Raw genomic sequence first — 18,208 nt, 5'->3', positions numbered from 1 at the left:
CTCCGGGGTCAGAGTCGATTTATCTCGATAAATCGACTCTGACCCCGGAGTTGCTACAGCGCGGAGACGAAGGAGAAATCCATCGTCTCGACATCATGCGTGCCTCCCAGCGGGCCCGCCGCGACGCCGCCGCCGACCACCACGCGCATGCCGACGTCCTGCACGCCGTCCTTGCCGATCACGGCGTAGATGCCGTCCTTGACGCCGAAGTCGCCGCCGAACTCGCCGATCTTGCCGGCCGCGGTCGCCTTGGGCCCGGCGAAGATCGTCACCGTGCCCTCCATCGAAAACTCGATCTCGGCGTGCATGCCGATGTCGGCGCCCAGCTCGCCGCCCTTGCCGAACTTGAGCTTCTTGGTGCCGATCACGTTGACCTCGGCGACGAACTTGATCTTGCCGCAGGTCGCTTCCACCGAAAAATTCTCGCTGAAGGCCCACTTGCCCGAACCCCACTGGGAGGTCGCGCTGCAGGCCGGGACCTCGACGGCGAGTTCGGGCACGTCGCCATCGGGGTTGCCGATAGGACCATAACAGGCGCCGCCGGACGGCGCGGCATGGGTGAAGGCGAAGGCGATTTCCTGCTGCACGCGCACGTGGTGGCGCATCACCTGCTCTTCGATGCCCAGCCGCGCCACGTCGTGCCAGCCGCCCGGCGACAAGTTGCTGGCGATCGCGGTCGACAGCCCGTAGGCGTCGCGGAAGAAGACCCGCATCTGGTCTTCGTACTCGCGCGCGATCGGCGTCATGTCGTTGATGTTGCGGTAGATCTCGCGCCGGTTGATCGCGCAGCATTCCTCCGGGGTCGAACCCGCCGGGCAGACCGACTGCTTGCCGTAGCGCTCGTTGAGCGTGTCCGCGGCCAGTTCCATCTGGTACTCGGCCTGGGCCACGTCCAGCGCCTGGAAACGCGTCTCGAAGGGCGCGTCCAGGATCAGGTTCTCCTTCCACGCCTTCAGCGGGTGCATCTCGGTGTCGATCGGCTCCAGCGACCACTGCGAGGTCGCCTTCACCTGGATCAGCTGCTGGATCACCTCGCCCAGCGTCATGCGCCGCACCACCAGCGCGCGCATCGGTCCGGCCTGCGCCTGCTGCAGCGCCTCGGCCGCCTCGCGCGCGGCAACGTAGTTGGCCGAGGCCTGCGGGAAATAGCCGGCGTAGCTGGCGTCGGCCTTCGGGTAGAGCACCTCGGGCCAGGCGATCTGGCCGCGTTTGGACAGGTCCAGCGCGATCCACAGCGGCAGCGACGTGCTGCCATCGTTGCGCTCGAGGAAGGGCGACTGCACCCACTGCGCGATCTGCTCGGGCGTGCCGGTGGGCGGCGCCTGGGCCGGCGCAGTCGTCGCCTGGTCGCGGTCCTGCACGGGCACGGGCTGTGCCGGATTGCCGCGCAGGCGCCAGACCGCGCGCGGCACGAGCTGCCGCGCCTCGTCGTCCTTGCCCTGCTTGAGCAGCACGTGGGTGAGGTTGCGCGCCGCCTCCGACATCTCCGGGTTCATCGCCAGCGCCTCGCGCAGCGGCGCTTCGGCGGCGGCGTAGTCGCGCAGCAACACCCGGGCGTGGCCACGGTTGTTGAGCAGGGCCGCGCGCTCGCGCATGCCGACCGGCGAGTCGTCGTCGCCGATGTCCAGCTCCGCCGCGGCATCGAGCAGGGCCAGCGACACCGCCGGCAGGTTCTGGCTGTTGGCGATCGCCGCCAGGTTCACCAGCGGCGTGGCGTCGTCCTCGTCGACTTCGTGCGCCACCAGCAGGTTGGCGGCGGCGCCCCAGGGGTCGCCGGCGGTCATCAGCACCATGCTGTGCGAGATCAGCATCTTCGGCTGGTCGCCCTGCTCGCTGTCGCGGATGGCTTCGAGCACGTCGCCGATCTCGCTGGCTTCGTCGATCTTTCCGGCGATCAGCTCCAGCGCCTCGTCCAGGTCCAGCGCCTCGAACTCAACCGGCCCCGACGGCACCTGCGCTTCTTCCGGCGGCCCCAGCTCGGCGACCTGGCGCGTGTACTCCTGCATGTCCACCTTGGCCCAGTCCGGATTGCCGTCCTTGTCCTTGGGCAGGGCCTGCATCAGCGCGGTCGCGCGCGCGGTGTATTCCGGGCTGTAGGTCGGCGCGCCCTGGACGCGCGGGCCGGCCTCGCCGATCTCCTCGAGGGTCTGGTCGAGGTCGTGGGTGAGCACGCCGGTGGCGCCGTGCAGCATCGTCGTGCCGCCGGCGACGCTGCCGGACGCCGTGGCCTGCGCCGGGGACTCGGGCGCGTCGTCGCCGAGCAGGCTGGCGCCGATACCGACGCCGGCCAGCGCGAACATCGGCAGCGCGATCGCGGCCAGCACGACCTTCTGCGCCACGTTCGGCAGCTTGCGGTAGCCGTTGCCGGCCCGGCGCAGCCAGCGGGCGGAGGAATCCAGGGGGTTGGGGCTCATGACGTTCTCGTTCTGGTCGTGGCGCGGGCGGCCCTGCGGCGGCCCGAAGCCCTCTAACACGGCACATCGGCCCCATTCCGGCCGCCCCGGGGCCTGCCGGACCGTCATGCGCGCCGCTTAAGATGCCGCCCCGGCTTAAACTGGGCCGCTCAGGACTACGGACCGAACCCGATGACCCCGCTCAAGACCCTCACCCTTTCCACCCTCGTGCTGGCCCTGGCCGCGTGCCAAGTGCTGCCGACCCGCGGCGAACCGGTCTCCGACGAGGACCTGGCGGCAGTCGAACCCACGCCGGTGCGCAAGGCGCCCGAAGGTCCGCGGGTTCCGTCCGGCCCGGCCGCCAACGACAACCTCAATGCCGTTGCCTGGATGCAGACCTCGCTGGAATACCGCCTGCTCGCCGGCCAGACCTACCGCGCCGCGCTGCTGCAGCTCGACCGCGCGCTCAAGACCCCGGACTGGGACGCCCTGGTGCCGGAAGAGCGCGCCAACCCCGCCACCGGCCTGGCGCCGGCGGTCATCGTCGACATCGACGAGACCGTGCTCGACAACTCGCCCTACCAGGCCCGCCTGGTGCGCGACGGCGGCAGCTACGACGAAGTGACCTGGGACGGCTGGGTCCGCGAGGAGGAGGCCACGGCCATCCCCGGCGCCGTCGAGTTCGCCCAGGCCGCGGCCGCGCGCGGCGTCACCATCTTCTATGTCAGCAACCGCGCCGCCCACCTGGAGGAGCCGACGCTGAAGAACCTGCGCGCGCTCGGCTTCCCGCTGGAGCGGCCCGAGCAGTTCCTGGGCCTGGGCTTCTTCGTCGAGGGCTGCGAACAGCAGGGCTCGGAGAAGGGCTGCCGCCGCCAGCACGTCGGCCGCACGCACCGGGTGCTGATGCAGTTCGGCGACCAGATCGGCGACATGGCGACCATCCTGGTCAATACGAAGGAAGGCCGCGAGCAGGCGATCGCGCCCTACGTAGGCTGGATCGGCGAGCGCTGGTTCGTGCTGCCCAACCCCAGCTACGGCAGCTGGGAGCCGGCGCTGTTCAACAACGCCTGGGACCTGCCGGCGGCCGAACGCCGCCGGATGAAGATCGACGCCCTGATCTACGCCGAGTGAGCCGCCGATGACCGCCGTCCGCGACCGCCTGATCTTCGCCCTCGACGTCCCGACCGCCGCCGAGGCCCGCAGCTGGATCGACCGCCTGGGCGATTCGGTCGGCTTCTACAAGATCGGCATGGAGCTGCTGACCAGCGGCGACTACTTCCGGGTGCTGGACGAGCTGGCCGGCCGGGGCAAGAAGGTGTTCGTGGACCTGAAGTTCCACGACGTGCCGGCCACCGTCGGCCACACGATCCGCGGGCTGGCCCGCTACCCGGTCACGTTCTGCACCATCCACGGGCAACATGACGGCATGATGCGCGCGGCTTCGCAGGAGAAAGGCGAAATAAAGCTGCTCGCGGTGACCGTGCTGACTTCGATGGACCGGGCCGATCTTCGTCAATTGGGCATCGATCGTGAGCCTTCGGAGGTGGTGCTGGACCGCGCCGCGGCCGCCCGCGCGGCCGGCTGCGACGGCGTGATCTCGTCGGGCCAGGAGGCGGGCGCGCTGCGCCAGGCCAATGGCCCGGGCTTCCTGATCGTCTGCCCCGGCATCCGGCCGGCGGGTCCGGCGACCGACGACCAGAAGCGCACCGTGGACGTTCCGACGGCCTTCGCCGCCGGTGCCGACCACGTCGTGGTCGGCCGGCCGATCCGCCAGGCCGCCGACCCGGCCGCCGCCGCGGAGGCCATCCAGGCCCAGATCCTGGCCGCTGTAGGCCAATAAAAACAGCGGCTTACCTTAAGTTAGTTCAGGTATTGCATAAACTATGGCGCCGCCCTATGCTGCGGCCGTCGTCGGGCTGCCGGCCCGCCGGGATCCACAACGACGACCCAGTCCTCCGGTTCATCCGGATTTGGCGGGAGGCTCCGGCCTCCCGTTTTTTATGGCCTCCCCGCCCGCCCCATCCGGGCCCGGCAAACAGGCCGCAAACACGCGATCTGATAGATTCGGCGCCAGCCCAACTCGACCCTGCCGCATGACCTCACGCAAGCCCGCCTGGGCCCTGCTCGCCCTGCTGTCCCTTCTTTTTGCCCTCGGCGCCTGCCGCCGGGAGCCCGCTGACGCCGCCAAGGCGCCGGGCGACCCGGTCGCCGCCGTGCAGGGACTGGTTGGAGCGCTGCGCGACAACGACCTGGTGCGCTATTCCCGCCTGAGCCTGCCGCCGGATCTGCACGCCCGCAGCGCTGAGTTGTGGCAGCGCCGCCAGGCCGAAGCCGAACCGCCCAGCGCCGAGGACGCCCAGGAGTACGCCGACATGATGGCGCGCCTGACCGCCCCCGACGCCGAGACCGCGCTGATGCGCGACCTGGAGCCCAAGCTGGTCAAGCTCGAGTCCGAGATCAGCGGCCAGTGGCCGCTGATGCAGGCCACCGCCTCGATCTTCCTCAACGCCGCCATCCAGGCCAACACCGAGCTGAGCGATGCCGAGAAGGCGCACGGCAGTGAGGTCGTGGCCGGCCTGATGGCCTGGGCCCAGCCGGCCCTGTTCACCGACCGCGAGCGCGCCCGCCAGGCCGTCGCCGCGCTGTCCCGCACCGCCCGCAAGCTGGACCTGCCGACCCTGGACCAGGCCCGTGCCCTGCCGCTGCTGCCGGCCCTGGAAAAGGGCGGCATCGCCCTGGCCGGCATCAAGGACGTCGGCCGCGCCTATGGGCTGGACATGGACAAGTCCCTGGACGGCGTGAAGGCCGAACTGGTGTCCAGCGAAGGCGACACCGCCCGGGTCAAGGTCAGCTATCCGCTGCTCGACAAGACCATCAGCTTCGACATGGAGATGCTGCGCCGCGACGGCGCCTGGTACAGCGCCGAAGCCGTGCGCCAGGCCGAAGCCGAGCTGGCCGAAGCCGATGCCACCCCCGACGCCGCACCCGATGACCGCGCCCCGGCCGCCGGCACGGCCGACACCGCCGCCAGCGCCGGCTGAGCCCCGCCATGGACGACGCTGCCACCCCGCCGCCGGCGCCCCGCCTGCCGAGCAAGAAGAACCGCCCGCCGCTGTGGGCGCGCTTCATCGAAAAACTGCTGCAGCCCTGGATCGAGATCAAGCGCGAGCCGGTGGTGCCGCCCTTCAACCTCGACCGGCCGGTCTGCTACGTGATCGAGAACTACGGCCTGTCGAATGCGCTGATCCTCGACCGCGCCTGCCGCGAAGCCGGCCTGCCCTCGCCGCTGGCGGCGCTGCCGGGCGATCCGCTGGGCCGCAAGCGCGCCTATGTTGCGCTGTCGCGGCGCCGTGCCGGCCTGATCGGCCGGCCCAAGAACCGCAACCATTCCGACGCCCTGTCGCGCCTGCTGATGGCGCACCGCCTGTATCCGGACCAGGACGTGCAGCTGGTGCCGGTGTCGATCTTCGTCGGCCGGGCGCCGACCCGGCAGTCGGGCTGGTTCTCGGTGCTGTTCTCCGAAAACTGGGCCCTGGTCGGCCGCTTCCGCCGCCTGCTGGCGATCCTGCTCAACGGCCGCGACACCCTGGTGCAGTTCTCCCCGGGCGTGCGCGTGTGGGAGATCCTGGGCGAGGACCTGCCGCACGAACGCCAGGTGCGCAAGGTCAGCCGCGTGCTGCGCGGGCACTTCCGCCGCATCAAGACCGCGGTGATCGGCCCCGACCTGTCGACCCGCCGCCTGCTGGTGGATCGCGTGCTCGACGCCGAGCCGGTGCGCAAGGCCATCACCGACCAGGCACGCCGGGACAGCACCGAATACCTGGAGGCCTGGAAGAAGGCGCACGGCTTCGCCTGGGAGATCGCCGCCGACTATTCCAACCCGGTGGTGCGCTCGGCCTCGTTCGCGCTCACCGGTTTCTGGAACCGCATCTACGGCGGCGTGGACGTCAACCACCTCGACGCGCTCAAGCAGGTCGCGCCCGGGCACGAGGTCATCTACGTGCCCAGCCACCGCAGCCACATGGACTACCTGCTGCTGAGCTACCTGCTCTACAGCCGCGGCATCGTGCCGCCGCACATCGTCGCCGGCATCAACCTCAACATGCCGGTGATCGGGCCGATCCTGCGCCGCGGCGGCGCCTTCTTCATCCGCCGCTCGATCAAGGGCAATGCGCTGTACGCCGCGGTGCTGGGCGAATACGTGGCGCAGCTGGTCGGCGAAGGTTTTTCGCTGGAGTACTTCATCGAGGGCGGCCGCTCGCGCACGGGCCGCCTGCTGGCGCCCAAGGGCGGCATGATCGTGATGACCATCAAGGCCTTCCTGCGCGCACCGCGCCGGCCGGTGGTGTTCCAGCCGGTCTACATCGGCTACGAGAAGCTGATCGAGGGCAAGAGCTACCTCGACGAACTGACCGGCCAGCCCAAGGAAAAGGAAACCATCTGGGCCCTGATCAAGGCCGGCGCCGGCATCCTGCGCCAGCACTACGGCAAGGTGGCGGTGAACTTCGGCGAGCCGATCTTCCTGGACAAGGTGCTGGAGAAACACGCGCCGGACTGGCGCGAGCGCAACGCCGACCCGGACGACAAGCCGACCTGGATCAACCCGGCGGTGGAAGACATCGCCCAGCAGATCCAGGTCAACATCAACCGCGCCGCCGACGTGAACCCGGTGAACCTGCTGGCCCTGGCCCTGCTGTCCACGCCCAAGCACGCCATGTCCGAGGCCGACCTGCTGGCCCAGCTGGCGCTGAGCAAGAAGCTGCTGGCGGCCCTGCCCTATTCCGATCGCGTCACCGTGACGCCGATGGAGCCGGCCGAGATCGTCGCCTACGGCGAGAAGATCGGCGTGCTGACCCGCACCGTGCACCCGCTGGGCGACGTGATCAGCGTCGAGGGCGAGACAGCGGTGCTGCAGAGCTACTTCCGCAACAACGTGCTGCACCTGTTCGCGGCGGCGAGCTGGGTGGCCCTGTGCTTCCAGAACAACCGGCGCATGAGCCGCGCCGGCCTGCTGCGGTTGGGCCGCACCATCTACCCGTTCGTGCAGGAAGAGCTGTTCCTGCCCTGGGACCAGGACGGTTTCGCCGACCGCCTGGGCGCCACTGTGGACCTGTTCGTGGCCGAGGGCCTGCTCAGCGTCGCCAGCGACGAAGAAGGCGGCATCATCTCGCGCGGCCCGGGCCAGACCGACGAGGTCTACCGCCTGCGTGCGATCTCGCACAGCCTGCAGCAGGCCTTCGAGCGCTATTTCATCGCCATCACCACCCTGGTCAAGAACGGCCCGCGCACGCTCAGCTCGGGCGAGCTCGAGACCCTGTGCCAGCTCACCGCCCAGCGCCTGAGCCTGCTGTACGCGCCGGCGGCACCGGAGTTCTTCGACAAGTCGCTGTTCCGCGGCTTCATCATGAAGCTGCGCGAGATGAAGCTGGTGTGGATCTGCCCGGACGGCAAGCTCGACTTCGACGAGCAGCTGACCACCTGGGAGAAGGACGCCAAGGTGGTTCTGGGCCGCGAGCTGCGCCACACCATCGCCAAGCTCTCGCCCGAGGCGATGAGCCGAATGACCGGCAGCCAGCCCGCGATGCGGGCCGGCGCGGCGCCGGCGCGCGAAGCGGCCAAGGACTGAGGCGGATGGACCGGCCTGGGCGCTCAGGCGTCCAGGTCGGGGATCAGGCGGCTTTCCAGCGACGAGATCATGTCCTTGATCTTGAGCTTGCGCTTCTTCAGGCGCTTGATCGCCAGCTCGTCGGACGCGATGGTGGCGGCGAGGCGGTTGATGGCCTCGTCCAGGTCGCGGTGTTCGACCTTGAGCTCGACCAGCTGGGCGGCGATCTTGGCGGGATCCTCGTCGGCCATCGTGTCCTCCGGATGTCCGAAGCTTACGCCTACGCCCTTCCCGGGAGGAGGGCCCTGCGGTCCGGCCGGTTCCGGGCGGGGCGGCCTTCCGGCAGCGGAGCGGCAATGCGCCTAAAATGGGGGCCCTTGTCCCGCCGCACCCCGTGATGACCCTGCTGCTGCAAGACCCCGTCCCGCGCAAACAGGCGCACGAACGCCACAAGCTGGCCAAGCGGCTGCGCCGCCAGGTCGGCCAGGCGATCGCCGACTACGGGATGATCGAGGACGGCGACAAGGTGATGGTCTGCCTGTCCGGCGGCAAGGACAGCTACACCCTGCTCGACATCCTGCTGCAACTGCAGAAGAAGGCGCCGGTGCGCTTCGAGCTGGTGGCGGTGAACCTGGATCAGAAGCAGCCGGGCTTCCCCGAACACGTGCTGCCCGACTACCTGGCCTCGCTCGGCGTGCCGTACACGATCCTCGAGCAGGACACCTATTCGGTGGTCAAGCGCGTGGTGCCCGAGGGCAAGACCATGTGCTCGCTGTGCTCGCGCCTGCGCCGCGGCGCGCTGTACCAGCACGCCAAGGACCACGGCTTCACCAAGATCGCGCTCGGCCACCACCGCGACGACCTGGTGGCGACCTTCTTCATGAACCTGTTCTTCCACGCCAAACTCGCGACCATGCCGCCCAAGCTGCTCAGCGACGACGGCGAGCACCTGGTGATCCGCCCGCTGGCCACCGTGCGCGAGGCCGACATCGCCGAATACGCCGAGTGGAAACGGTTCCCGATCATCCCCTGCACGCTCTGCGGCTCGCAGGAGAACCTGCAGCGCAAGCAGGTCGGAAAAATGATGGCGCAATGGGAGAAGGACCACCCGGGCCGCATCGACACCATCGCCAAATCCCTGGCCGATGTGCGACCCTCGCAGCTGGCCGACGCCTCGCTGTTCGACTTCGCCGCCCTCGGCCGCCGCGGCGATGCGCCGCTGCCCGACGCCCACGCCTGGCTCGCCGGCGACCCCACCGACTGAACTCCGGGGTCAGAGTGCGTTTATCTTCCGCGCTCTTTGGCCGGGGCCGGAAAGAAGATAAATGCACTCTGACCCCGGATTCGATCTTCACCTTTTTCTGGAAACTTGATGTTCTTTCGCAACCTGACGTTTTTCCGCTTTCCCACGTCCCTCGCCAAAGCCTTCGATGAACTCGACGCCCGCCTGGAAGAGTGCAAGCTCAAGCCGGTCGGTCCGTCCGAGCTGATGTCGCGCGGCTTCATCTCGCCCTTCGGCCGCGACGACGCCACGATGAGCCACCGCGTCGGCGACGCCATCTGGGTCGTGCTGGGCGGCGAAGACCGCCTGCTGCCCGGCGCCGTGGTCAACGAGGAGCTGGGCAAGCGCATCGCCGCGCTCGAGGAGAAGGAAGGCCGCAAGCTCGGCGGCCGCGCCCGCAAGCGCCTGAAGGAAGACCTGGTGATGGAGCTGCTGCCGCGCGCCTTCGTGCGGCCCACGCGCACCGGCGCCACGCTCGACCTGCAGCATGGCTTCATCGCCGTGGACGCCAGCTCGCGCAAGTCGGCCGAAAACGTCGTCTCCGAACTGCGCCACGCCCTGGGCAGTTTCCCGGCGCTGCCGCTGAACGCCGAAACCTCGGCGCGCGGCGTGCTCACCGGCTGGATCGCCGGCGAACCGCTGCCTTCAGGCCTGGTGCTGGGCGACGAATGCGAGCTCAAGGACCCGATCGACGGCGGCGCGGTGGTGAAGTGCCAGCGCCAGGAGCTGCTCTGCGACGAGATCAAGAAGCACCTGGAATCCGGCAAGCAGGTCAGCAAGCTCGCCCTGATCCTGGACGACCACGTCAGCTTCGTGCTCGGCGAGGACCTGGTGGTGCGCAAGCTCAAGTTCCTCGACGGCGCCGTCGACCAGCTCGAGAACACCGACCAGGACGGCCTGCACGCCGAACTCGACGCCCGCTACGCGCTGATGGCCGGCGAACTCAAGCGCCTGTTCGCGGTGCTTGAGCCGGTCCTGAAGTTCAGCGCCGCCGAGGCCTGAGGCGACCCCGGGACGCGCGGCCCCGGCCGGTTCCGACCTTGGTCCACTGGGGCGGCGCGCGCACTCGCGCTAGAGTCACGCCATGTTCCTGCGCCTCCTCCGCCCCGCACCACCCGCGTCCGAGATCCGGCCGCTGGTGCTGGCCGACGGCAGCGAGGTGCCGGTGCGCTGGGTGCGCGACCCGCGCGCCCGCCGCCTGCGCCTGATCGTGTCGGAGAAGGGCGCGCGCCTGACCCTGCCGCGCGCCGCCTCGCAGAAGCTGGCCCTGGCCTTCCTGGACGAACACCGCGACTGGTTGGCCGGACAGCTGGCAAAACAACCGGCCGCGACGATCCCGCCGTTCGCACGCGGCAGCACCGAGACCCTGCCGCTGCGCGGCGCCGAACTGCCGGTGCACTGGCGCGACGGCCGCTACGCCCGCGCCGAACTCGGCGACGGCGGCGTGGTGCTGCAGCTGCCCGAACGCGCCGGCGACGCCCAGGCCCGCGCCGCGCTGCGCGAGTTCTACCTCGGCCAGGCACGCCAGGACCTGGGCGCGTGGATGCCGAAATACCTTCCGGGCCTGCCGCGGCCGCCCAGCACCTTCAAGCTGCGGCCGCTGTCCTCGCTCTGGGGGTCGCTGAGCCCCGGCGACGCGCTGTCCCTGGACCTGTCCCTGGTGCTGGGCCGGCCCAGCGCCTTCGAATATGTGCTGGTGCACGAGCTCTGCCACCTGATCCATGCCGACCACTCGCGCCGCTTCTGGCGCGAGGTCGAGGCGCGCTGGCCGGACTGGCGCGACGAACGGGACTATCTGCGCGGCGAAGGGCTGGCCTTGAAGGCCCGGCTGTCCCGTTTGATTGGCTGAAGGGTCCGCGACCGGGGCCCGTCCGCTCCGGAGTCCCCCATGTCCTTCCCCCGCTTCCTGCTGGTTGCCGCGCTGCTGTCCGCGGCGCTGTGCGCCTGCGGCAAGGCCCAGGATTCGGCCGCCGAGGCCCTGGCCGAACAGGCCCTCGAGGCCCAGGCCGATGCCGCCAGGGCCGAGGTCCAGAGCACCGACGGCAAGCACACGCTGGAAATGCGCACCGACGAAGGCCGCCTGCAGCACACCACCGGCGAAAACGTGCCGTTGCCGGCGGACTTCCCGCCGGACGTGGTGCTGCCCGGGGACTACACCGTGGTCTCGGTGATGCGCATGGGCCCGTCGCAGTCCCTGGTGCTGCGCAGCCCGGAGCCGGTGGCCGACCTGGTCGAACACTACAAGGCCGGCCAGTCGCAGCATGGCTGGCGCGAGACCATGTCCATGCAGGGCCCGGAAGGCGCCGCCCTGGGCTTCGAGAAGGCCCGGCGCGGCATGCTGGTGAACCTGCGCCCCGACCCTGAGGGCCAGACCACGGTGTCGCTGAGCCTGCAGGCGCCCTGAGCGGCGGTTTCAGCCGCGCAGGAAATCCAGCAGCGGCGCCGCCACGCGTCCGGCCTGCTCCATGTGCAGGTGATGGCCGCCGGCGATCACCTCGACCCGGGCATCGGCCAGGCAGGCCAGGCGGGCCGCGCGCACCGCGGGCGTGAAATATGGCGGCGACGGATCGGCGGCGATCACCAGCACCGGCGCCTCGATGCCACGCAGGATCGCCTGCACGGTGTCTTCGGTCAGGCGCAGGTGGCTGGGCAGGGTCAGGCGCGGATCGCTGCGCCAGGCGTAACCGCCCTCGACGCGCCGAAGGTTGCGCTCGACGATCAGGCGCGCGGCCTCCGGCGTCATGCGGCTGGCGGCCAGGCGCGCCGCCACCGCGGTATCGAGGTCCGGAATCACGCGCGGCGGCCGGGCGGCGAGCGCGCGCCGTGCCGCGACGGCGTCGCGCAGGCGGGAGCCCGCGCCCTGCGCATCGGCAGCCACCGGCCCGAGCGCTTCGATCAGGGCCAGGCGCCGCACCCGCGCGGGCGCCGCGGCCGCGACCGAGGACGCGATCGCGCCGCCCATCGAATGCCCCAGCCAGTCGGCGCGGTCCCAGCCCAGCGCGTCCATCGCGTCCAGCGCGTCGTGCACCCAGTCGACGAAGGCGTAGTCGTAGCCGGGCGCGCGGTGTTCCGAGGCGCCGTGGCCGGGCAGGTCCAGGGCCACCAGGTCGAACCCGGCCAGGTGCGGCGCCAGCGGCAGGAAACTCGCGGCGTTGTCGAGCCAGCCGTGCAGGCAGAGCAGCTTCGGCCCGCCGGGCGTGCCGCCGCGCAGCGCCGCCAGTTCGCCGCGGGCGGTGCCCAGGCGGACCTCGCGCAGCGGCATCAGTGCGGCCAGCCCTGGAGGTGCCGGCGCGCCAGCGCAGCCAGGGCGGCGACGTGGCCGGGCTCGTGGTTGAGCGCGCCGATGTAGCGCAGCTCGCCGCCGCCGGCGTGGCGGAAGATCTCGGCGTTCTGCACGGCGATCTCCTCCAGCGTCTCCAGGCAGTCCACCGCGAAGCCGGGGCAGACCACGTCCACGGTTTTCACGCCCTCGCGGGCCAGCTGTTCCAGCGTCTTGTCGGTCGCGGGCTCCAGCCACTTCTCCCGGCCGAAGCGCGACTGGTAGGTCAGCAGCCATTCGCCGTCGGCCAGGCCCAGGCGCGCGGCCAGGGCGCGCGCGCCGGCCTCGCACTGGCGCGGATAGGGATCACCGGCTCTCTCGAAACGCTGCGGCAGGCCGTGGAAGGAAAACAGCAGCCGGTCGCCGCGGCCATGCAGGTCCCAGTGCGCACGGATGCGCGCTTCGACCGCGTCCAGCCAGCCGGCGTCGTCGTGGTAGTCGGCGACGAAACGCAGATCGGGCACGCGCCGCCAGGTGGCGATCTCCTGCGCCACCGCGTCCAGCACCGAAGCGCTGGTGCTGGCCGAATACTGCGGGTACAGCGGCAGCACCAGCAGCCGGGTCATTCCCTCGGCCTCCAGCGCGCGCAGCACCGACGGCACCGACGGGTTGCCATAGCGCATGGCCAGCCGCACCGGCAGGTCCGGCAGCGCGTGCTGCATCGCCGCGGCCAGTTTCTTCGAATACGCCAGCAGCGGCGAACCTTCCGGCGTCCAGATCGAGGCGTAGTTGCGCGCGACCTTGCCCGAACGCAGCGGCAGGATCACGCCGTGCAGGATCGGGCACCACAGCCAGCGCGACAGTTCGACCACGCGGTGGTCGTGCAGGAACTCGCCCAGGTAGCGCCGCACCGCCGCCGGGGTCGCTTCGTCGGGCGTGCCCAGGTTGACCAGCAGCACGGCGGTGTGGCCGGGTCCGGCGTGGACGGGGGCATCGCGGAAGGTCGGGCTCATGCGGAACTGTCCATGTGTGCTGGGCTCAAACTATCATCGCCGGAATGAAGGCGCGGCTCACGCCCGGTTCATGCCCGGCGACCATACTCGACCCGTCGCGCCACCCGGAGACTTCCATGACCCGTCATTTCGCCGCCGCCCTGGCCCTGCTGCTCGTCCTGCCCCTGTCCGCCCTCGCCGGCGAGAAGGAAGACGCCAAGGCCGCCGACGCCGCCCGCGTGCTGGGCGAGATCATGCGCATCCCGGAAACCGCGGTGCCGGAAAAGATGTTCTCCGAGGCCCACGCCATCGCCGTGTTCCCGGACGTGGTCAAGGCCGGCCTGGTGCTCGGCGGCCGCGGCGGCACGGGCCTGATCTCGGTGCGCAGCCCGGACGGCACCTGGTCCAACCCCAGCTTCGTCAAGCTCGGCGGCGGCAGCATCGGCTTCCAGGCCGGCGTGCAGTCGGCCGACATCATCCTGGTGTTCCGCAGCCCGCGCGGCGTCGAGAACATCGTCAACGGCAAGTTCACCCTGGGCGCCGACGCCAGCGTCGCCGCCGGCCCGGTCGGCCGCAGCGCCCAGGCCAGCACCGACGAGCAGCTCAAGGCCGAGATCTACAGCTATTCCCGCGCCCGCGGCCTGTTCGCCGGCGTCGCCCTGGACGGCACGGTCCTGCGCATCAACCACAAGGCCAATGCCGCCGTTTACGGCCGCAACACCACGCCCCGGCAGATCTTCGAGGGCCGCGTGGACCCGCCCTCCAGCCCGGTGGTGGACTTCCGCGACCGCCTGGAAGAGAACACCGTTCCCCAGGACTGATGGCCAGGGCGGCCGGGGTCCGGCTGCGCTATCCTTCGCCCATTCAAACCTGAGCGGGAAGCGCGCACATGGGCAGTTTCAGCATCTGGCATTGGCTCATCGTCCTGGTGGTGGTGGTGTTGATCTTCGGCACCAAGAAGCTCAAGGGCGTGGGCAAGGACCTGGGCGAAGGCATCCAGGGCTTCAAGGAAGGCCTCAAGGGCAAGGACGAGCCGCCGTCGCAGATCGGCAGCGAGCGCCGTGACGAGACCGGCGCCGGCGACAAGAGCCAGGACAGCCAGCGTAAGGATTCCTGAGCCCGGCCCCGGCCGGGAGCGGCAGTCCCCATGTTCGACATCGGATTCAGCGAACTGCTGGTGATCGCGGTGGTCGCCCTGCTGGTGCTCGGCCCCGAGCGCCTGCCCAAGGCCGCGCGTTTCGCCGGGCTGTGGGTGCGCAAGGCGCGCGCGCAGTGGTATTCGGTGAAGTCCGAGTTCGAGCGCGAGATGGCCGCCGACGAGATGAAGCGCAGCCTCGGCAATCCGGTGCAGGACCTGCGCCGGGAAGTCGAGGGCGTCGGCCGGGACTTCGGCGATTCGATGCGCGACGTCGAAACCCGCGTGCGCGCCGACCACGACGCCGCCACCGCCGTGCAGGACCTGCCGCCCGCGGCGCAGGATGCGCCGGCCGCCGCGCCGGACACCCCGCCGCCGTTCGAACTGACGCCCGATGACGCGGCGCCGGACGCCCCCGCCGACCCGCGCCCGCCCCAGGGCACGACGCCGCCGTGAGTACCCGCCCCGGCCAGCCCGAAGAATCGCTGATGGGCCACCTGCTGGAGCTGCGCTCGCGCCTGCTCAAGGCGGTGATCGCGGTGCTGGTCGTCTTCGTCGCGATGCTGCCCTTCGCCAACCGCCTGTACGCGCAGTTCGCCGCGCCGCTGCTGTCGAAGCTGCCGGCCGGCGGCCAGCTGGTCGCCATCGACGTCGCCTCGCCCTTCTTCACCCCGGTCAAGCTGGCCTTCTTCGCCGCCGTGCTGCTGGCGATGCCGGTGCTGCTGTACCAGGCCTGGGCCTTCGTCGCGCCGGGCCTGTACCAGCACGAGAAGCGCCTGGCCAAGCCGCTGCTGGTGGCGGCGGTGGCGCTGTTCTACATCGGCTGCGCCTTCGCCTGGTTCCTGGTGCTGCCGACCGTGTTCGGCTTCCTCGCCGCGGTGACCCCCGAGGGCGTGGCGATGATGACCGACATCACCAAGTACCTGGACTTCGTGCTGGTGATCTTCCTGGCCTTCGGCCTGAGCTTCGAGCTGCCGGTCGCGGTGGTCGTGCTGGTGCTGCTGGGCGTGGTGACGCCGGCCCAGCTGCGCGAGGCGCGCGGTTACGTCGTCGTCGGCGTGTTCATCCTGGCGGCCATCATCACGCCGCCCGACGTGGTCTCGCAGCTGCTGCTGGCGATCCCGATGTGCCTGCTCTACGAGCTGGGCATCCTCGCCGGCTCGCTGCTGCGGCCCAAACCCGCCGCCGACTGAGCGCATGAATCCGCCGGCCGGCTTCTGGCGCCGCTACGCGGCCTACAGCCTGGACATCGCCCTGCTGGCCCTGCTCGCCCTGCCCCTGCTGTGGTCGCGACTGGCCGCCGGCGCCGATGAACTCGACGCCGGCCTGGAGCGGCTGCAGTGGCGGCTGTGGGAGATGTTCGATGCGAGCCTGGCGCATCCCGACACCAGTCCGCTGGCGCTGGCGAACCAATGGGCGGCCGATCCGGTGCTGCGCGCCGGCATGGAGTCCCTGGTGCTTTCCGGCACCGTGCTGACGCTGCAGACGCTGGCCGTGTTCTGCGGCCTCGCGGCGGTCTGGTTCATCGCGGGCGAAGCCTCGCCCTGGCAGGCCAGCCCCGGCAAGCGCGCCTTTGGCCTGCGCGTGACCGACCGGGACGGCGTGCGGCCGGGCCTGGGCCGCGTGATGCTGCGTTTCCTCGCGGGCGCGCCGTCCTGGTTGCTGCTCAACCTGGGCCACGCGATGGCGGCCTGGACGCCGGGCAAGCGCGCCCTGCACGACTACCTCGCCGGCACCCGGGTCGAACTCGCCCCGGGAGCGGCGCCGGCGATGCCGCGCGGGGCGCGGCGGTGGCTGTACGCCCAGGCCGCCGCCTTCGCGGCCACGGTGGGCTTCATCGGGCTGCGCTACGCGCAGCTGCTCTGGGAAGTCGCGGAGGGCGGCCTGCCCTGATCAGGCCGCGATCGCGTCGGCGCTCTGCGGCGCCACCGGTTCCCCGAAGATCTCGCGCCACGCGTGGTAGTAGAACGCGAACGAGACCACGTAGAACACCAGCACGATGGCCAGGTAGACCGGGATCGCGATCGCCACGCCCAGCACCGGGCTGAGCGCCGCCAGCAGGCCGACCACCAGCACCAGCACCACGGCCACGATCATCATCACCACGAAGCCGACGATGGTCGCCACGATCACGAAGCCCAGCAGCGGCAGCAGGTTCTTGAAGGTCGCCAGGAAGCCGTCGCCGGTCGCGCCGACCGGGCCGCGGCCGCCGAGCGCGGCCTGGACCATGGCGAGCATGTAGCCGTTGCCGACCACCACGACCGCGAACATCGCCAGCAGCAGCCACAGCAGCAGGCCCGAAGGCACCGGCGGCAGCGCCGACATGTCCGGCTGCTCGCCCGGCGGCGTGGTCATCGCCACCTGCATAAGCTCGCCGAAATAGTTGCCGCCCGGCATCAGGATCAGGCCGACGAAGACGGCGAGGTAGATCACCATCAGCAGCACCGCGGTCAGGATCACGCGCAGCGCGGCCGGGCGGTCGCCGAACACGGCGAACACGTCGGTGGCGCGGGCCGGCTGGCCGGTTTCACAGGCGTGGATCAGGCGCAGGCCGCCGGCCATCAGCGGCGGCATCAGCACCAGGCCGGCCAGCATCACCACGGCGTAGACGGCCAGCATCACCGGCGGCGACGGGTTCAGGCCCAGCTGCACGCCCATCTGCACCAGGGACGGGATCAGCCCGACCAGGAGCAGCAGCAGGAAACCGCCGAACAGCGCCCCCGGCTGGCGGCGGCCGATGTCGAGCGACTTCATCAGCCAGCGGAAGGGTGCGCCCATGCTTACGGTCTTTGCGGTCATGCCTTGTCCCCGGAACGGGCGCGTCGATGCGCCAGGTGGATGAAACGGCGCAGCACCTGCCGCGCCCTGGGTGCGGGTTTCACCGCGCCGAGCAGCCCGCGGTGGCAGGTGCCCTCTTTGGCCAGCGCGTCGGAGCGCGCCTGGATGTAGCCGCGCATCATGCCGGTGCTGAATTCGGGGTGGAACTGCACGCCCCAGACCGCCTCGCCCCAGCGGAAGGCCTGGCAGTCGTCGCGCTCGGAATGCGCCAGCACCTGCGCCTTCGGCGGCGGCGCCAGCACGGTCTGCAGGTGCGTGGTCTGGGCGGAGATCTGCGTGGGCAGGCCGGCGAAGAGCGGGTCCTGGCCCGCCGGTTCGCGCAGCTTCACCGGCACGGTGCCCATCTCGCGGCCGCGCGGGTTGTAGTCGACGGTGCCACCGAGCGCGTGCGCGATCAGCTGGTGGCCGTAGCAGATGCCGAACAGCGGGCGCCCGGCCTCGGCGGCGGCGCGCAGCCAGTCGGCGCAACGCTCGCTCCAGTCGGCGCGCTCGGTGACCATGGCGCCCGAACCGGTGACCAGCACGCCGGCGTAATCGCCCGCATCCGGCAGCGGCTCACCGTCGGCGACCCAGACCTGGCGCACCTGGCGCCCGTGCAGGCCGGCAGCGACCCGGATCCAGTGCCCGAAGCTGCCGTGGCGGCGCAGGCTGGGGATGGGGGTGCCGGTCTCGAGGATCAGGAAGGGATTCATCGGGTGCAGAAG

17 protein-coding genes and 1 pseudogene are annotated in these 18,208 nt (G+C 70.6%); 12 read left to right on the top strand and 6 right to left on the bottom strand.

What is annotated here, in order from left to right; translation table 11 throughout:
• Positions 1-53: 53 nt before the first annotated feature.
• Positions 54-2,414: a tetratricopeptide repeat protein gene (locus tag E1B00_RS15240; protein WP_176693291.1), complete on the bottom strand. Its 2,361-nt coding sequence runs from the start codon at positions 2,412-2,414 to the stop codon at positions 54-56.
• A gap of 171 nt (positions 2,415-2,585) precedes the next feature.
• Between E1B00_RS15240 and E1B00_RS15235 the strand changes: the two genes are divergently transcribed.
• From E1B00_RS15235 to plsB, 3 genes and pseudogenes are all read left to right on the top strand, one after another.
• A complete protein-coding gene (locus E1B00_RS15235) occupies positions 2,586-3,524 on the top strand; it encodes a 5'-nucleotidase, lipoprotein e(P4) family (RefSeq protein WP_139450379.1) in 939 nt (312 codons plus the stop codon).
• 7 nt (positions 3,525-3,531) lie between these two features.
• Complete coding sequence (gene pyrF / locus E1B00_RS15230) at positions 3,532-4,233, top strand: orotidine-5'-phosphate decarboxylase (RefSeq protein WP_139450377.1); 702 nt, start codon at positions 3,532-3,534, stop codon at positions 4,231-4,233.
• 1,124 nt (positions 4,234-5,357) lie between these two features.
• A pseudogene (plsB, locus tag E1B00_RS15220) lies at positions 5,358-8,019 on the top strand (glycerol-3-phosphate 1-O-acyltransferase PlsB).
• Positions 8,020-8,042: 23 nt separating this feature from the next.
• Here plsB and E1B00_RS15215 read toward each other — a convergent pair.
• Complete coding sequence (locus E1B00_RS15215) at positions 8,043-8,249, bottom strand: YdcH family protein (RefSeq protein WP_139450371.1); 207 nt, start codon at positions 8,247-8,249, stop codon at positions 8,043-8,045.
• 146 nt (positions 8,250-8,395) lie between these two features.
• Between E1B00_RS15215 and ttcA the strand changes: the two genes are divergently transcribed.
• The 4 genes from ttcA (at position 8,396) to E1B00_RS15195 (ending at position 11,684) form a co-directional block, all read left to right on the top strand.
• Entirely contained in the window at positions 8,396-9,262 is an 867-nt protein-coding gene (gene ttcA, locus E1B00_RS15210; RefSeq protein WP_139450369.1) for a tRNA 2-thiocytidine(32) synthetase TtcA, read from the top strand.
• A 108-nt stretch (positions 9,263-9,370) separates the two neighbouring features.
• Entirely contained in the window at positions 9,371-10,282 is a 912-nt protein-coding gene (locus tag E1B00_RS15205; RefSeq protein ID WP_139450367.1) for a recombination-associated protein RdgC, read from the top strand.
• A gap of 82 nt (positions 10,283-10,364) precedes the next feature.
• Positions 10,365-11,129 carry a M48 family metallopeptidase gene (locus tag E1B00_RS15200; RefSeq protein ID WP_139450365.1) on the top strand — a complete coding sequence of 255 codons (765 nt, stop codon included), beginning with the start codon at positions 10,365-10,367 and terminating at the stop codon, positions 11,127-11,129.
• A 39-nt stretch (positions 11,130-11,168) separates the two neighbouring features.
• Complete coding sequence (locus E1B00_RS15195; protein ID WP_139450363.1) at positions 11,169-11,684, top strand: hypothetical protein; 516 nt, start codon at positions 11,169-11,171, stop codon at positions 11,682-11,684.
• Between the two features lie 9 nt (positions 11,685-11,693).
• Here E1B00_RS15195 and E1B00_RS15190 read toward each other — a convergent pair whose 3' ends face one another.
• On the bottom strand, positions 11,694-12,542 hold the full coding sequence (locus tag E1B00_RS15190; protein WP_139450361.1) for an alpha/beta fold hydrolase: 849 nt from the start codon (positions 12,540-12,542) through the stop codon (positions 11,694-11,696).
• Positions 12,542-13,552: a ferrochelatase gene (gene hemH / locus E1B00_RS15185; RefSeq protein ID WP_139450359.1), complete on the bottom strand. Its 1,011-nt coding sequence runs from the start codon at positions 13,550-13,552 to the stop codon at positions 12,542-12,544. Before hemH ends, E1B00_RS15190 begins: the two co-directional genes overlap by 1 nt.
• A gap of 116 nt (positions 13,553-13,668) precedes the next feature.
• Between hemH and E1B00_RS15180 the strand changes: the two genes are divergently transcribed.
• From E1B00_RS15180 to E1B00_RS15160, 5 genes are all read left to right on the top strand, one after another.
• Positions 13,669-14,352, top strand: coding sequence for a lipid-binding SYLF domain-containing protein (locus E1B00_RS15180; RefSeq protein ID WP_139450357.1), 684 nt, complete (start codon positions 13,669-13,671; stop codon positions 14,350-14,352).
• A 68-nt stretch (positions 14,353-14,420) separates the two neighbouring features.
• Positions 14,421-14,648, top strand: a complete 228-nt coding sequence (gene tatA / locus E1B00_RS15175) for a Sec-independent protein translocase subunit TatA (protein WP_139450355.1) — start codon at positions 14,421-14,423, stop codon at positions 14,646-14,648.
• 30 nt (positions 14,649-14,678) lie between these two features.
• Positions 14,679-15,122: a Sec-independent protein translocase protein TatB gene (gene tatB, locus E1B00_RS15170; protein WP_139450353.1), complete on the top strand. Its 444-nt coding sequence runs from the start codon at positions 14,679-14,681 to the stop codon at positions 15,120-15,122.
• A gap of 32 nt (positions 15,123-15,154) precedes the next feature.
• Positions 15,155-15,859 carry a twin-arginine translocase subunit TatC gene (gene tatC, locus E1B00_RS15165; RefSeq protein WP_139450462.1) on the top strand — a complete coding sequence of 235 codons (705 nt, stop codon included), beginning with the start codon at positions 15,155-15,157 and terminating at the stop codon, positions 15,857-15,859.
• Between the two features lie 4 nt (positions 15,860-15,863).
• Positions 15,864-16,559, top strand: a complete 696-nt coding sequence (locus E1B00_RS15160) for an RDD family protein (RefSeq protein WP_139450351.1) — start codon at positions 15,864-15,866, stop codon at positions 16,557-16,559.
• Here E1B00_RS15160 and E1B00_RS15155 read toward each other — a convergent pair whose 3' ends face one another.
• Positions 16,560-17,465 carry a hypothetical protein gene (locus tag E1B00_RS15155; protein ID WP_139450349.1) on the bottom strand — a complete coding sequence of 302 codons (906 nt, stop codon included), beginning with the start codon at positions 17,463-17,465 and terminating at the stop codon, positions 16,560-16,562.
• On the bottom strand, positions 17,462-18,196 hold the full coding sequence (locus E1B00_RS15150; RefSeq protein WP_139450347.1) for a glutamine amidotransferase: 735 nt from the start codon (positions 18,194-18,196) through the stop codon (positions 17,462-17,464). The genes E1B00_RS15155 and E1B00_RS15150 overlap by 4 nt, the downstream gene beginning before the upstream one ends.
• Positions 18,197-18,208 lie beyond the last annotated feature (12 nt).

Source organism: Arenimonas terrae (assembly GCF_006265115.1).
In the GTDB taxonomy this organism is placed as follows: domain Bacteria; phylum Pseudomonadota; class Gammaproteobacteria; order Xanthomonadales; family Xanthomonadaceae; genus Arenimonas; species Arenimonas terrae.
This window is presented reverse-complemented; position numbering and strand designations above follow the sequence as displayed.

Bases quoted from the DNA above. Each gene is read 5' to 3' on its own strand.
- E1B00_RS15240 (WP_176693291.1), bottom strand. From the start codon at position 2,414: ATGAGCCCCAACCCCCTGGATTCCTCCGCCCGCTGGCTGCGCCGGGCC.
- E1B00_RS15235 (WP_139450379.1), top strand. From the start codon at position 2,586: ATGACCCCGCTCAAGACCCTCACCCTTTCCACCCTCGTGCTGGCCCTG.
- pyrF (WP_139450377.1), top strand. From the start codon at position 3,532: ATGACCGCCGTCCGCGACCGCCTGATCTTCGCCCTCGACGTCCCGACC.
- E1B00_RS15215 (WP_139450371.1), bottom strand. From the start codon at position 8,249: ATGGCCGACGAGGATCCCGCCAAGATCGCCGCCCAGCTGGTCGAGCTC.
- ttcA (WP_139450369.1), top strand. From the start codon at position 8,396: ATGACCCTGCTGCTGCAAGACCCCGTCCCGCGCAAACAGGCGCACGAA.
- E1B00_RS15205 (WP_139450367.1), top strand. From the start codon at position 9,371: ATGTTCTTTCGCAACCTGACGTTTTTCCGCTTTCCCACGTCCCTCGCC.
- E1B00_RS15200 (WP_139450365.1), top strand. From the start codon at position 10,365: ATGTTCCTGCGCCTCCTCCGCCCCGCACCACCCGCGTCCGAGATCCGG.
- E1B00_RS15195 (WP_139450363.1), top strand. From the start codon at position 11,169: ATGTCCTTCCCCCGCTTCCTGCTGGTTGCCGCGCTGCTGTCCGCGGCG.
- E1B00_RS15190 (WP_139450361.1), bottom strand. From the start codon at position 12,542: ATGCCGCTGCGCGAGGTCCGCCTGGGCACCGCCCGCGGCGAACTGGCG.
- hemH (WP_139450359.1), bottom strand. From the start codon at position 13,552: ATGAGCCCGACCTTCCGCGATGCCCCCGTCCACGCCGGACCCGGCCAC.
- E1B00_RS15180 (WP_139450357.1), top strand. From the start codon at position 13,669: ATGACCCGTCATTTCGCCGCCGCCCTGGCCCTGCTGCTCGTCCTGCCC.
- tatA (WP_139450355.1), top strand. From the start codon at position 14,421: ATGGGCAGTTTCAGCATCTGGCATTGGCTCATCGTCCTGGTGGTGGTG.
- tatB (WP_139450353.1), top strand. From the start codon at position 14,679: ATGTTCGACATCGGATTCAGCGAACTGCTGGTGATCGCGGTGGTCGCC.
- tatC (WP_139450462.1), top strand. From the start codon at position 15,155: ATGGGCCACCTGCTGGAGCTGCGCTCGCGCCTGCTCAAGGCGGTGATC.
- E1B00_RS15160 (WP_139450351.1), top strand. From the start codon at position 15,864: ATGAATCCGCCGGCCGGCTTCTGGCGCCGCTACGCGGCCTACAGCCTG.
- E1B00_RS15155 (WP_139450349.1), bottom strand. From the start codon at position 17,465: ATGACCGCAAAGACCGTAAGCATGGGCGCACCCTTCCGCTGGCTGATG.
- E1B00_RS15150 (WP_139450347.1), bottom strand. From the start codon at position 18,196: ATGAATCCCTTCCTGATCCTCGAGACCGGCACCCCCATCCCCAGCCTG.